This is a genomic window from Pseudoalteromonas luteoviolacea (assembly GCF_000814765.1).
Classification (GTDB): domain Bacteria; phylum Pseudomonadota; class Gammaproteobacteria; order Enterobacterales; family Alteromonadaceae; genus Pseudoalteromonas; species Pseudoalteromonas luteoviolacea_H.
Window position 1 is genome coordinate 750,323 of record NZ_JWIC01000005.1, and the last position, 14,267, is coordinate 764,589.

A 14,267-nucleotide genomic window follows, 5' to 3' on the forward strand; every position below is an offset into this window, starting at 1 on the left:
ATTGTTTATAATATATCATTTTCTCTCATCGATAAACTCACCTAAACTAGTGTCAATTAAATAATCCATACGATTAAGTGTAAGTTTATAAAATGAAAAATGAAGTTAAAACGTCCCCTGCCGCACATTATGACGTATGTGTAGCCAAGATCGAGTCACTCAATAAGCATACCTTTGAAATTGAGCTATTGGCTCCAGAGGAAACCGTATTGAGCTATAAGTCTGGGCAATATTTGAAGCTCGAACTGGATGTTAATAATGATGGCCAACCATTATGGCTTTCATATACGATTTCCAGCCGTTTGGATGCTGGTAAACCTAATAAAGTGTGTTTAATTATTCAAGTTGCGAGTGACTTTTCAGGCAAAGTGGTTGACTGCTTGTTTGCCGCTAAAGCCAATAACCAACCAGTTAAGATCATGCTTGCCATGGGCAACGCATTTTTACAAACAAGCCTTGACCAGCCTCACTTGTTTGTCGCCGCGGGCTCTGGCATATCCAAGATTAAGTGTATAACGGAAGAGATTTTGCATCGAAACCCTGATGCGAGTATCAATATTTACTGGTCTAATCGTCATATTGATGACTTTTTTCTTTTAGAACAGTTTCATAATTGGGCGACTGCGCACAAAAACGTGAATTTCAATACGATTTTAGAGTCAGCTCAGCCGGGTTGGACAGGAAGAACAGGCTTTCTCTACGAAGTCATACAACAAGACCATACCGATCTTAAAGAAACACAGGCCTATTTATGTGGCTCACCTAAAATGGTTTATGGCACCATTGATCAGCTCAACGCTTTAGGTTTAGAGGAAAGCAATTGCTATTCAGACGTTTTTGAGTTTTCACCTAGAGTCGAACAGCTAGAAGCCTAAAGCCATTCAGATAATTTAAAGCTAGAACCCCTTTCAAATCACCGTCAAATATATTTTTGGCGGTGACTTTGAGCGATGAATATTTATTAGCTGTTATACACAGTAAAGCGGAATCGAGCCAACGATTAAAGAGCCGACTTTAAAGCTTTGTTATAATCTATTAAATAATTAAAAACCTTATTTGAAATCGCTTCTAACTTTGGTTGAGTATTTTCCTCTGCCACATTGGTTACAACAAAAATACCCACCTTTTTCTTCGGGTAAATGACCAGCCAACTAGATGTGCCCATTGAACCGCCGCTTTGATAGAGCATGAGTTCATTTGAGTCATCTTTAGCGGTATACCAATAAAATGCCTTGCCATGACCCGTCCAACTCTCCTCTAAAAGTTGATGAGAAATAGCCACCTCAGGCTCTGAAGAAAATTGATGTTGAATATAGCGCGTAACGGACTCAACGTTTGAAGTTAATCCTCCACCAGCAAACCAATATGGACTCGCCAAGGGCATTTGATTGCCATTTCCATCTGATCCGACTGTGACTTCGCTTACCTCGGAGTTTGTACGTCTGAATTTTGTGCCGCGCTCTCCAGACTTGCTTGTGATCATTTCAGAAATCAGTAATTCAAACGGTTTTTGGTAAACTGACTCCAGAATGTATCCAGCTAAGTTGGTACCGACGCTTGAATATAGATAGTCCTCGCCTGGTGTAGAATTCAGTTTTACGTTTTTAAGATCGTCAAAGTAGTCATCTCTAGAATATTTTGATATTTTTTCGAAATACCTGCCTTGCTCAATATCTTCTCGGCTAGCAGCAAAATTGCCCGGCAGCCCACTGGTATGCGTCAAAAGGTGTCGTAAAGTTATAGACTGGTTGGACAGTTCTAAGTTTTTATATTCGTCATTTTTAAGATAATGACGGATATCTTTATCAAGCTCAACTTTACCGTCGTGAATAGCCTTCGCAACCGCTAACCCTGTGTAAGTTTTGGTTAACGAGCCAATTTCGTATATTGTTTGGCTATTAGGCTTATCGCCATTCCTTAACGTCCCTAAATGATATTGGTAAGTCTTATCTGAGTCTACGACTGAAATTGAGACGACCTGCCCAGCATTTTCATTAATAAGTTCAATGAGTTCATTCTTCGTATTAGATTCAAAATTAGTTGCATCATGACTTTTGCAAGAAGCCAACACTGCCATTAATGAAATAGCCAATACCGATGATATAGTTTGAGTTATTAATTGGCTCATCGTTTTCCTTTTAAAATCATTAAAATCGTTGTTTAGACGACAAAATTAAGCAAAAGGTTTAAAGGCTGAATGAATTTAGTGTAGCCATCAGAACAAGTAATAAACGTGTTTTTTAATAAAGCCCATATAGTTCCCAAGCTATACCAAAAAAACTGCACCATGCGGAGCCAAGCTTGACGAGTCCGCGTTAATTTTATAAAGCTAACTTTGTAGACAGTTTTTCATCCCATCCTTTTTGAACGTGAACTGAGCATGTACATTACATACTTGAAAATTACTCTGCAAAATACATGATTAATTTCACCTAACTACTTACGACGTTTGATATGTAAACGCACGCAGTATTCACTGAATACTGGTTTGTTGCCTACTAAAGCACTTTACACCATCATGTTTCCTAAAACAGAACAACCAAAAAAGTGGCTAATATAGCCACTTTTTTTAACTTAACGATGGAGTTATTATCTACCCTGCACTTAAGCTACTCTTTATAATCTACAGCGACGTTATTTTCATCATATATCAAGTATACGGAGTTTTCTTTTTTCATACCTGACGAATATGAAATTGCTGTGTACAACACCAACAAATCATCTTGATAAACAAACTTAGCAACGGGTTTATTGAAACTATCACTTGCAGGGTTATTTCCTAACTCTATAATTTCACTCCCCCCTTCTTTCACGAGCAATCGCTTATCAGGATTATCTAAATTTGCCTCTAATATCATTAACCTATCAAGAACCTCAGCCAGAGGCTCTCTCTTATTTAGATAATCAGCTAAAGGGTCATGGGTGTTAATCGTTGTTGCAATACCCGACGACTTGCTTTCCTCTTTGTTTTTTCAGCAATTATTGCCATTTATCAATGCGCTTTATATCTTTGTCAAATGTGGATGAAAAAGCCCTCATTTTCGCTTTCAACAGAGCCTCCCTACCCTGACTATTTCTGGTATAAATAAGATCAGCAGAACCAACATGCTTACTCCATGCCGCGATGAAAACTTCAGCAGAATCTTTTTTTTACCCCCATAATAGTAGGCACCGCGTGATAATCTTTACGGGCCATTCCCAAAAAGTGCCCCTCACGCACTACCAAATACCTTGGGTTATCAATTGATGCTAAGACTTCTGCAATATTGTCAGCAAAAAGCGAAGATTCATAAAATGTGCCACCCGTTAACGCAATATTCAAACTTCCATCAGGACCTTGAGACGTTTTTACATCTAACAACCGCATCGGTGTAGTCAGATGTTTTGTTTTTGAAAGTGCCTCTAAGAGCGCTTTGCCGATTTGCTTTAGTGAACCATCAATTGGTAAATGTAATAGTGCTATACGTACTGCCTTGATTGTTTTCGGTAGGTTTTTAACAAAAACATAGCCCAATCCTCCGGCTAAAAACCAAAGCGTTATTTTCGTCGAATGAGACTTTTTAAATAGTGAGGCACTTGCAGTCAAAACACTGAACGTGCCAAGTAACAGCTCTTGAATTAAATACTTGAAAGTGTTTTTTAAATGGAAAGCCTTAAAACTTTTCAGTTTAGGGACTTCTACAGAAGGGAGCGTTCTTCCGCTTTTATCAACTATGAGCGCCTCTTTCCATTTAGATGAAAGCCTATCAATACTTTTAAATCGAGCAAGCATCTGTTTATTATTCGCGTAAACTGCAAACTTCAGCGACTCTGTGCTTTCTAAATATGAAGCGAGTTTTGAATCCAGTCTTTCAAACCCACTTTCTATGGATTTCCCTTTTTCCGCTAAACCAACAAAAGTAAAAAAACGCTTTTTGAGATTGGCGTAGTCAATTAGGCCAAAATGACTTTCTTTATCCAATGCCACCAAGTGCCAAACACTACTCACTTTTTCTTTGTTTTTTTTGTCAAGCCTGATTGCTCGACCTCTCATCTGATTAGTGAGCATGAAAGATCCGACAGAACTAGCCAAAATCAATGAATTTACCACAGGGGCATCCCAACCTTCTCCCAGTAAAGCACGCGTTCCGACTAAGGTTTTGATTTGGCCTTCACACAGTAATTTGGTAAAGACCACTGTCAACTGATTGAGAGGCCCTCTCACTTCTGCATAACCTGATAAATGCGCCAAAGGCACTAAGGTCAGCTTATCACCACTGTCTTCATTCTTAATTAGTTCCAACTTGCTTTCGTGTATAATCGATAGGCGACCAGTTAACATCGCAATGTCATGTTTAATCTCAGACTGGTGGGCTAACTTTTCAAAAACAGGCCAACTCCCTAAATTCACCTCACCTATGTTTCTATCAGAAGATATTGCTTCATCTCGGATGTAGTCAGTTAAGATCACCTGCCGTAAACTTGCTTTCCTTTTCTTTAGCTCTACTCGATGAATATCGAGACAACCTTTTATCTTAGCGACGCTAAGCGACAGAGAACGCTCAAAACGCTTTGAATGCTCCAGCATTAACTCACGTTTGTATAATAATTCAGAAGCCCTCAATTGCTTTTTTAGATCTTTAACAAACAAGTGTTGTGACTCATTCAAATCATAAGAGCTAGAAAATAGCATGCCTTCAACTAACTTTTGCCACCAGTATCGGCTTAACCTTGGGATATCACCGTGCTCCAAATCTAGTAACATGAGCGATGCGCGGGGAATTTGAATTTTTTTATGTTTTAGTAAAGACAAAATAGCAATTAGAACATGCGGTTGCTTTACTATTTCATGTGCGTGCTGTTCAGGTTCTGTAAGCCACTTATGACCCTGACAAATTTCTAGAAAAGCCTCATTGCAAAGCAAGTGAGCGCATAGCTGTTTAACACGCCCATCAAATTCATACATCTTTGCTTTTTCATCAGCAGTCACATCTACAGCCCAAATATAATCTTGATGGGCACACAACGTTTCTGCTTTAACTAGCTCAGGAACCGAAATTTTCCTCATCAATTGGACCACATAGTTGTTCGTACTTTATCCACTCATGACCCTGAGCATCATATGGTGGTGTTGCAGTCAATGAGACAATCACCATATCAGGTATCGCTTCGCAAACGGTTGTCAAAGCTTTCCACCATTCCTGCCTTAAATGATGCGCCTCATCCAAAATCAAAACTTTGATATTCGAGCTTTCAAGGTGAGAAATAAAAGCAGCTAACTCCTGTTTGTTTGGGCAACTTGCTTCTTCTTCTGTTTCGTCTTCCAGTTCATCAATATCTTGAATCTTGGCATGCAAAGCTTGATAAGTTATTGACGTAAATGCTTTTGGTGTATCTAAATGGTTACTAGTCATTCTAAGAGAAAAGGGTTGTCGCAGTTGGTGAAGTCTCTTAATCTGTCTATCCATTGGTCACGAATAACTCTTGTAGGTGATAATATAAGCGCTTTATGTCTAAGCCTTTTAAAAACCTCTATCCCTAAAGTGGTTTTTCCCGCACCGGGTGCTGCGACAATGTGTAGTCTTACTATCATCAAGGTGCTCATTAACTGCATTGAGTACCCTTTCTTGATATGGTCGCCAACTATATTTGAAATTTAACTGATTAAAATCCATTGAATAATACTAATTGTCCCAAACCTATCAGCATACTACTGACTTATTTAACCTCTGCCAACTTGATTTTGAGTGGTGTCATCACTGCATATTACTTGTTCAAATTTATAAACCGAAATACCACTATAAGCTACGACACTAGCTAAATATAGGAAGAATTGGGTCTACCGGATTGGTCGTTATGGCAGCTAAAATACCCGACAAATATATGCGTCGACCGCCCGTTGAACGCTCGTTATTGTCAATGTTATGGCTCAGTTCATTTGGTGAATTTCATCAAATATCAAGTGCCACCAGTAGTGATGCATATCATACGCAGAGCAAACTTGAGCCTAGCTCCCTTAGAATACGATTATGTTAAGATGCCAAATTAAACGCTGGTGATATAAATGGTTCTGGCTGAGGTATGGGTATGGATTTGAACAATAGGGATTAATGGATATAAAAATTAAGATCTAGTTTGAACTGAGTTTGTTTGGTAGATAGCGTGTTTATAATAAATTTTGAGATAAAAATAAGAAATGTAAATTAAAAAACAAACATGTTGGAGTTTGTAGTGACTTACACTTCAAACAACAAATGAGGAGATTTGGGTGGTAGTCTTACCAGCCACATCCCGGCACACAAGTCATCCGCTGTGGCTGCTTCCTTCCGGACCTGACCAGGTTCACGAACTATTGTTGCGAGAGGACCAATAAGACTACCATTGAGGGCCTTGTTTGGCGCGGGATGAATTATGGCGATTTTCTTACTGGGATGCAAGCGAAAACTAAAAAAGCTTGCTTGTTTGCTGTTTGTTTAAGCAAGTAAGCAAGCTTTTGATTATTTAAGTATTAAATTTGTACTAGTTGGCAATTGCACGCTGAAAAGCTTGTAAGCGTTTCTTCGCTTTTTTCATGTTTTCAGGACCCATACGTAAAAACAGTTTTTGCGCATCCGAAAGCTGCTCCCACTCGGCATACGCGTACTTGTAAGTCACGGACTCTTGGATAAGCGGTAAATTTGACTCAGGAATAGGAGTTTCTAGTAATTCACCCAACGCTTCTTGAAGCGTGTAATCAAACTCGTTGCCGTTATAGCCGATTTCTTCATACGCTTCGCTTATGAGAGGTTTATATTGCTCATATAAGCGGACAAGCTGAGCTGTACTCATTGAGTTAAGCATATTGACGTACGGCGTATAGCGCTCAAAGCTATTTGGATCTGTGATGATTAAATCATCTTCTATCACCATGAAATTATCAGCAGGTTTGCTCACAGGATAGTGCTTTTTAGCCACTTTACCCTGCGCAAGATTATCGATAAATACAACACTGCGTCTAACCATATCTTCAGTGACTAATAGCTCCATCGCTTGTTTGCTCAAATAACTCGCCACTGACTCGCGAACACTGGTATCACTGTCATCAAGACTGGGGAGTACAGGCTCCACAGGTTCTGCGGGTCTTGATTCTGGCTCAGTAACATTGGCGACAGGCTCTTCAATCACTTCAGGTACTGGCTCAGGGTCCACATTTGCCGTGATTTCTGCTTTTTTCGTTTCTTCAGCTTTTTGACGTGCGGTGTTCACAACGGTTTTAGGGGTTTCTTCAGGCACCACGACATCCTGTCGAAATTTTGTATTGTCTGCGGGTTTATTTTCTTTGTTCGCTAATACAAATACAGCCACGATGATCAAGGCAACCACTGCAATTGCCGCAAGAAGTAACTGACTGTTAGAAGGCTTTTTATTTGTCCTTGGTTCTGCTGAACTGTGCTCTGACATGGAGGCTCCGTAAAATTCGCTTAAAAAACTCGGCAACTAAGAAAACACTTAGCAGCACCTAGTAATTAAAACACAAACTAAAAGATATCTCATCTGCGTCAACGCGCATTAACGAGAGTTTATCTCAAACTCGCATCTGTTTGCTGACAATTACATGAACGCACGTACAAACAAGCGTCATCTCGACAAAAAACCACATAACTATGACACTTTTTTACGTCTTAAAATTTGTCAAAATTCCGTAACAGGCTGATATTTAAAAGAGATGTAAAATACACTTTCGCATGTAATTGAGTATAGTATATGAAAGTGCGAAGCTTTTATCTTTGTGATTAACAGCTTATTTTTGAAGGAGCAGATATGAAAAAAGCACAATGTAAAATTGGCAAACCGCATATTGCACTGTTACTCACTGGAGGCGGCGCAAGGGCAGCCTATCAAGTAGGGGTATTAAAAGCCATCGCACTGAGCTTACCGCGCAGTGCGCCACTGCCTTTTAAAATCATAAACGGTACCTCCGCTGGAGCAATTAACTCTACCGGGCTGGCATGTTATTCATCAAATATGCACTTGGCCATTCGAAAAATTGAATGGATCTGGAAAAACTTTCACACCAACATGGTGTATAAAAGTAGTCTATTTGGGGCTTTTGGTCATTTAACTAACAATGTCATGCGCAGCTTTCAAGCAGACTACTTAAATCATCCACCAGCGAGCTTGCTCGACAACACGCCACTGCGTCAATTGCTCGAAGAGGTGATGGACCTTGCACGGATCGATCGCAATATTCACCGTGGCTTTATCGATGCTTTATCAGTGACGGTCTCAAGCTACTCTAGCGGTAAGTCGGTGGCTTTTTTTCAAGCCAAAGATGCGAAGCCATGGCAAAGAGCCAAGCGCGAAGGCATTCAAACTCAGATCAACATTGACCACCTGATGGCATCCAGTGCTATTCCCATGGTGTTTCCCAGTGTACGAGTTAAGCATAATTATTATGGTGACGGTTCCATTCACCAATTGTCGCCATTGAGTCCTTCCATTCACCTAGGTGCCAGTAAAATATTCATCATTGGTGTGGAGCAACCCAAAGTGCAACAGCCTCTAGGTTACGAACCGCACTTTCCTGGTATGTCGGTAGTAGCGGGCCATTTGTTGGATAGTATTTTTAGTGACACCTTGCAATCAGATTTAGAACGTCTTGAACGTGTAAATCGCACCATTAGCTTACTGCCTGCAAGAGACAAACATAAAGAGCTCAAACGCGTTGACACCTTGATTGTTAACCCATCTCAAAACTTCAATGAACTGGCGCTCGATTTTTATGATGATTTGCCCATCGCGGTTAAGTTGTTACTTAGAACCATCGGGGTGAAAAAGCACTCACAATCGAGTTTAACCAGTTACTTACTGTTTGAGAAAAGCTATACGCAAGAGTTAATCAATATTGGTTATGAGGACGGTCTTAAACGCCTAGATGAAATTAAAACATTTTTAGAATTGGACTAAGGAAGACCATCTAAAATAAATTGTTCAGCACGCTCTACTCTTCTGGGTTTGCCCTTGAGCAACAGCACATCACTCGCTTGAAGTATAATATCTTCGTCCGGCATAGGTATTTCGGTGCCATCACGCCTCAAAGCTTTAACAACGACTTTCTGACGCACTAACTGAAGCTGCGAAATGGTTTTTTCAACTGCATAGGCATCTTCAGGTAATGCCACTGCATGTAAGTATTCTAGGCGATCTGTCACAAAACTAGAGCTTGAATGACTGTGGCCGTATTCACTCATTTCGTCACTGCTCCCTGTGAAGAAGCCATGTAAGTACTCGTAGCGATTTTGTCGCTCCTTACTCACACGTTTAAAAATCCGCCTCATCGGCACGCCAGACATATACAGCACATGGGACACCAACATTAAACTCGCTTCTAAGGATTCAGGTACTACTTCTGTGACACCCAATTGCTTTAAGTCTTCCAAGTGTGTGTCATCTTGCATTCTGACCAAAATTTTGACTTCTGGTGCATAATGCTTAAGTGCATCAATAACAATTTGGCTTTGCTCAAAGTCATCCATGGTCACTATCACTAACCTTGCCTTATTAACACAGGCAGACTTTAAAATGGCTTTTTGTCCTGCATGACCAAAAATGACGGGCTCACCAGCGGTTTGCGCTTCTTGCACAATAATAGGGTTACGTTCAATTGCTACGTAAGGAATTGCTTCAGGCTTTAAAAAACGGGCAATGGTTTGCCCAACTCGCGCATACCCGAAGATAACCACATGATCTTTAACTGTATCGTCTTTAAATCCAGCATACGTAAAATCAGATTTATGCTCGCCATCTAACTTAAATAGCTTTAAGAGCCTATCTGTTTCGCTCATAAGATAGGGAGTAAATGCCATGGATAGCACGCCAAGGGCAATTAAAAACGACGCGGTATCAGGGGTTAACAAGTGATGCTGGCCAGCAAGCGCCACCAATACGAAACCAAACTCCCCCATTTGCCATAACATAATCCCAGAGGCGAGCGCATCGCGTTTTCGCTCCCCCATCATTTGCGCACTCAAGTAGACAATGGTCACTTTAACCAAAAGCAATACTGCCATCGCGGCAACTATATACCCAAATGCACTGATCACATACGCCACATCAAGCTGCATGCCGACGGTAACAAAAAAGAGCCCCATAAGAATATCTCTAAAAGGCCTTATTTCAGCTTCCAATTGATGCCGGTACTGGCTCTCTCCTAGCATCATCCCCGCCAAGAAAGCGCCTAACGCCATCGAAAGCCCAAATGCGTATGTCAACGCACCAGCGCACAACGCCACAACCAAAGTCGTCAATACAAATAGCTCATCTGTTCTGGCCAGCGCAACTTCATTAAACACCTTGGGCAATATCCATTTACCAATCGCCCAAAGTAGTAAACACACAAATGCCCCTTTGGCCAGCGCCAACACCAGCGCGCCCACTAAAAATTGATTGTCAGTACTGGCCATCAATGGAAATACAATCAGCATGGGGACGACAGCAATGTCTTGAAACAGCAGCACCCCGATAGAAAGCTGCCCTTTGCGCAAATTCAGCATGCCTGATTCTTTCATGATCTTAACCACGACCGCAGTAGATGAGAGCGATACGATACAAGCGATGATCAACGACTCAGACCAGCCAAACCCGAAAAATGACACTAAAAAGGTACCTATCAAGATAGATAGCAATACTTGAGTACTGCCCAGCCCAAATACCACACTGCGCATTGCCATTAGTTTTGGTATAGAAAATTCCAAACCTAAACTAAATAACAGAAATACAATTCCAACTTCAGCAATTAAATGGATTTCATGGCTGTTATCCATTAAGCCATAACCTGCCGCCACTAAGCCAGTAAGTAAATACGCTAATATCGGCGGCAGCCCTACTCTTTTAAAGGACCAAACCAAGATCACAGCACACAGTAGCAGCGCAACAACATCGGTAAAATGACCATGTATCGCGGTCATAAAGACAGTGACTACTCTATCGGAAATAAACCCGGCAAAATTTTGCTGCAAACGGCCCCCTAAGTGTCAAAGAAATGTTTTGGTGTATTTTTCACCCAATTTAACTATAGCAACCAACTGTTTTTCAGCCAGTTTAATTTTTTGGCACGAAACTAGCTTATATGTTCGGGAATGTTGTAATTAGGGGAATTACCAGATGGAAAATGTCCATATTTTGGCACAGCGAACGCCTTCGCGCGGTGATTACGTTCCGTTCACGACCGAACAATACGTAACGCAGGCGCCTGAACAACCGAATGTGCTCGTTGAAAAGCTGCAAACAACGTTAGAGATAAACGGTATCTTAGATATCTTTGCATCCTACGTTAAGCGCATTACTGATCTTGCAGGATTGCAGTTTCATTCCAATCAAGGACTGTTTCAAACTCAACAAAGTGATAACCAACTCAAGCCTTACACATTTGATCTCGACTTAGAGGGTCAGCACCTAGGACAGTTGGTCTATTTCAGCAAATATAGTTTTAGTGGCACAATACGCGCACGCTTAATGCAACTGCATGCCTGCCTTTTGTACCCTTTAAGAAATGCTTTGATGTATCACCGCGTACTACAACTGGCAACTAAGGACACGCTCACCGGACTGTATAATCGCAGCCAGTTTAATGAATACCTAGAGACGAAGTTAGAGCGCAGCCGTAGGCAGCATCGAAACTTTAGTTTAATGCTATTAGACCTCGATAATTTTAAACAAGTAAACGATGCATTCGGGCACAAAAAAGGCGATGAGGTACTCATAGGATTTGCCAACATCTTGACTTCTAGCATTCGTGCCACAGACGCGGTGTTTAGATTTGGCGGTGATGAATTTGCCATTCTCATTGATGACCCTGCGTTTACAACAAATAAAGTCATCGCAGAGCGCATTATGGAACGAGTGAATAGTAACAGCTTATTGGCAAAACATGCTGTCACCACCAGTATTGGTTTTACACTGGCTTCGAGCCAAGATTGCTCTAACGAAATTTTTGCACGGGCAGACAGTGGTTTATATAAAGCCAAAGAGGCCGGTAGAAATTGCGCACGCGCAGTATAAACCCACAGGTACTTATCATCCCCTAATGATAAGTACCGCTTTTTAGCCTTGGCTATTTTTTAGCTGAAATAACCACAGCAAAATAGCAAAACCACAAAAAAACCCATTAATAACCCAGCCCAACGCCCAAAAATCAGGAAGAACACTAAACAATATGGACAACATGGGCGCAGCTAATCCTAAAATGAAGTAAACCCCTCCCTTGCCATGCCAATAAGCAAGTAATAACACTGCCGATAATACCCCAACACTCAATGCTAAAATAAGATTTGCCCAATTTATAGACGAGCTTATGCTAAGTAATATAAATATCAACGCACATAAAAACAAAGCAATCGGTGCTTTGCGTGCCAAAGACGAACCAATCTGTTTGTTACTCTGCATCTTCTACCTGCCAATTAATTCCTGATTGCGCAGCATAGTCGGCATTGATAAATATACCGGCCACCGCAACCAAGGTTTCGTTGTAATAAATAAGCGGAATAGTGTCCCGCTCCCAGCTGGGTACTTTGGCAGCTTTGAGCCAATGCTTAACCGTATTACGGCCAGGTTTTCCGAATGGCTTGATCTTCTCATTAAGTTGAGCAAACCGGACAGTGATCGACTCACTCTTCGAAGGCTTGCGAATCCCCTTTCCTTCTACAAAGACCAAACTTCTGCCATCACCCAGTGGGGTCTTTTTTTCCAAGTTTGCCATAGGTATCTCACCCAATGATGTTGTTTTATTGAGTACCCAGTACATCAACCCGTTATAGCATTTGACCGCTCCTGCCCGTAACTGCACATGGACTTGGGCATCTTCTTTTGCATGAAGAGTTTGCTGTAAGATCTGGAACAGCTGCTTTTGTGTAGGCATATTTACACCTTTATTACCCAACCATGCCCGCACAACATTAGCTTGCCTTAGCGCTGATAACGTCTTCAAATGCGATACGTTAAGTTCTTTGCCACATCGGCATGCGGCTAAATCATCATTGGTTATTTCGTCTATCAAAGTTTGTTGGGCTTGCAGTAAGGAAATAGACCTCAATACACTGGGTACAAACCCTATAAACCGCGCTTTGAGCAGTGGCATCACTTGATTACGTAAAAAATTGCGATCGAATACATCACTTTGATTGGACTCATCTTCGATATGAGACAAACCAAAAGTATGTGCAAACGCTTCAATATCTTTACGCTCAATATTAATCAGTGGCCTTGCACAATAACGTCCGCTTGCAAGTTGAGTGGTCGCCCGCATTGCACCAAGCCCCTGTAGTCCTGAACCTCTTTTTAAACGAATAAAAAAAGTTTCAACTTGATCATCAGCATGCTGACCAAGCAGCAAAGTGGTGTTTTTCAGCGCATGGGTATCCAAAGCCGCATAACGCGCATCTCTGGCCTGAGCTTCTAAACTGGTTCTTGTCTGCGCTTGGATCTCCACTGAGACTGCTTGAAAAGGGATGTTAAGCTTGGTGCATAATTGAGCGCAAAACGCCTGCCACTTAAGTGCATTGTCTGATAAGCCATGATTGACATAAATCGCTTCTAGCTTTATGCCTGCGTTGAGTGTGATGTATTGCTGACATAAATGAAGTAATACAACTGAATCGACGCCACCAGATAAAGCGATGGTGAGCCCTTGCCCCAATCGCGCATGGCATTGCGCTTCAAGTGCACTGGCAAATTGTTTATATACGCCTGTCGATTCCATATTTTTTCCTCATACTCTCATCAGGCGTTATACCCTATCCAACTTAAATTGCAACGAACACTAGGCTGATAAAATGATATTGATGAAATAGAGCATCCTCAGCGCAAAACTTAATCCTGTTCAATTTTATTAATTAGTCCACCAATTTGGTACTTAAAATCAGTAAAAAAGAGTATATTTTGCCATTAATGAAGCGAAAACCAATTAATAAAACATTTTTAATCACTTAGCGTGACCTGACATTGATATATCACAAAAGTCATTTGCAAATTTTACATAGATAAAACAAACCCGAAATTAATTGACATTAGTGCTAAAATCTAGGTAAATCCCTACTTATGTTTAAAAAGTCACATTATCTTGCTGGTCTGTTTTCAAGATCCAGCTCGGGGCAGTATAATGTGCACAAAATTGTATGTGATGACAGAGAACAGCGCCTTCACGAAGGAAAAACAGTTAAAAAATGAAGAAGGTAAATGTCGCTAAAATTCGACATCTTCTGCAAAAACTGACTTAAATAAGCAATATTGACACTTAGTTTAAGCTCCATTTA

General features: G+C 40.9%; 12 protein-coding genes and 1 other RNA gene. 3 read left to right on the forward strand and 10 right to left on the reverse strand.

Annotated features, from left to right (window positions below):
• The first annotated feature begins 92 nt into the window (after positions 1 to 92).
• Complete coding sequence (locus JF50_RS10675) at positions 93 to 875, forward strand: flavodoxin (RefSeq protein WP_052262242.1); 783 nt, start codon at positions 93 to 95, stop codon at positions 873 to 875.
• 125 nt (positions 876 to 1,000) lie between these two features.
• On the opposite strand, the gene JF50_RS10680 is transcribed toward JF50_RS10675, so the two are convergent.
• The 7 genes from JF50_RS10680 to JF50_RS10695 all read right to left on the reverse strand — a co-directional run bounded on the left by JF50_RS10680 (position 1,001) and on the right by JF50_RS10695 (position 7,419).
• Complete coding sequence (locus JF50_RS10680; protein ID WP_052262243.1) at positions 1,001 to 2,128, reverse strand: serine hydrolase domain-containing protein; 1,128 nt, start codon at positions 2,126 to 2,128, stop codon at positions 1,001 to 1,003.
• A 481-nt stretch (positions 2,129 to 2,609) separates the two neighbouring features.
• Entirely contained in the window at positions 2,610 to 2,858 is a 249-nt protein-coding gene (locus JF50_RS10685; protein WP_039609398.1) for a hypothetical protein, read from the reverse strand.
• Positions 2,859 to 3,133: 275 nt separating this feature from the next.
• A complete protein-coding gene (locus tag JF50_RS10690) occupies positions 3,134 to 5,047 on the reverse strand; it encodes a type III restriction endonuclease subunit R (protein ID WP_200890394.1) in 1,914 nt (637 codons plus the stop codon).
• Positions 5,025 to 5,447, reverse strand: coding sequence for a DEAD/DEAH box helicase family protein (locus JF50_RS27330; protein ID WP_268747817.1), 423 nt, complete (start codon positions 5,445 to 5,447; stop codon positions 5,025 to 5,027). The genes JF50_RS10690 and JF50_RS27330 overlap by 23 nt, the downstream gene beginning before the upstream one ends.
• On the reverse strand, positions 5,390 to 5,593 hold the full coding sequence (locus tag JF50_RS27780) for a DEAD/DEAH box helicase family protein (RefSeq protein WP_200890396.1): 204 nt from the start codon (positions 5,591 to 5,593) through the stop codon (positions 5,390 to 5,392). Before JF50_RS27780 ends, JF50_RS27330 begins: the two co-directional genes overlap by 58 nt.
• Positions 5,594 to 6,254: 661 nt before the next feature.
• Positions 6,255 to 6,351: signal recognition particle sRNA small type (gene ffs / locus JF50_RS26720), an RNA gene on the reverse strand.
• A gap of 147 nt (positions 6,352 to 6,498) precedes the next feature.
• Positions 6,499 to 7,419 (reverse strand): DUF3014 domain-containing protein, encoded by a 921-nt coding sequence (locus JF50_RS10695; RefSeq protein WP_039609399.1) that lies wholly within the window; start codon positions 7,417 to 7,419, stop codon positions 6,499 to 6,501.
• A gap of 360 nt (positions 7,420 to 7,779) precedes the next feature.
• Here JF50_RS10695 and JF50_RS10700 point away from each other — a divergent pair, with 360 nt between their 5' ends.
• On the forward strand, positions 7,780 to 8,925 hold the full coding sequence (locus tag JF50_RS10700; protein ID WP_039609400.1) for a patatin-like phospholipase family protein: 1,146 nt from the start codon (positions 7,780 to 7,782) through the stop codon (positions 8,923 to 8,925).
• Here the strand turns inward: JF50_RS10700 and JF50_RS10705 are convergent.
• Positions 8,922 to 10,925 carry a cation:proton antiporter gene (locus tag JF50_RS10705; RefSeq protein WP_039609590.1) on the reverse strand — a complete coding sequence of 668 codons (2,004 nt, stop codon included), beginning with the start codon at positions 10,923 to 10,925 and terminating at the stop codon, positions 8,922 to 8,924. The two genes, JF50_RS10700 and JF50_RS10705, sit on opposite strands and share 4 nt — an antisense overlap.
• Positions 10,926 to 11,121: 196 nt before the next feature.
• On the opposite strand from JF50_RS10705, the gene JF50_RS10710 reads away from it, so the two are divergent.
• Entirely contained in the window at positions 11,122 to 12,018 is an 897-nt protein-coding gene (locus JF50_RS10710) for a GGDEF domain-containing protein (RefSeq protein WP_039609401.1), read from the forward strand.
• 42 nt (positions 12,019 to 12,060) lie between these two features.
• Here the strand turns inward: JF50_RS10710 and JF50_RS10715 are convergent, their stop codons facing one another.
• Both JF50_RS10715 and tilS read right to left on the reverse strand, forming a co-directional pair.
• Positions 12,061 to 12,402, reverse strand: coding sequence for a hypothetical protein (locus JF50_RS10715; protein ID WP_039609402.1), 342 nt, complete (start codon positions 12,400 to 12,402; stop codon positions 12,061 to 12,063).
• Positions 12,392 to 13,714, reverse strand: coding sequence for a tRNA lysidine(34) synthetase TilS (gene tilS / locus JF50_RS10720; protein ID WP_039609403.1), 1,323 nt, complete (start codon positions 13,712 to 13,714; stop codon positions 12,392 to 12,394). The genes JF50_RS10715 and tilS overlap by 11 nt, the downstream gene beginning before the upstream one ends.
• Positions 13,715 to 14,267: the final 553 nt, after the last annotated feature.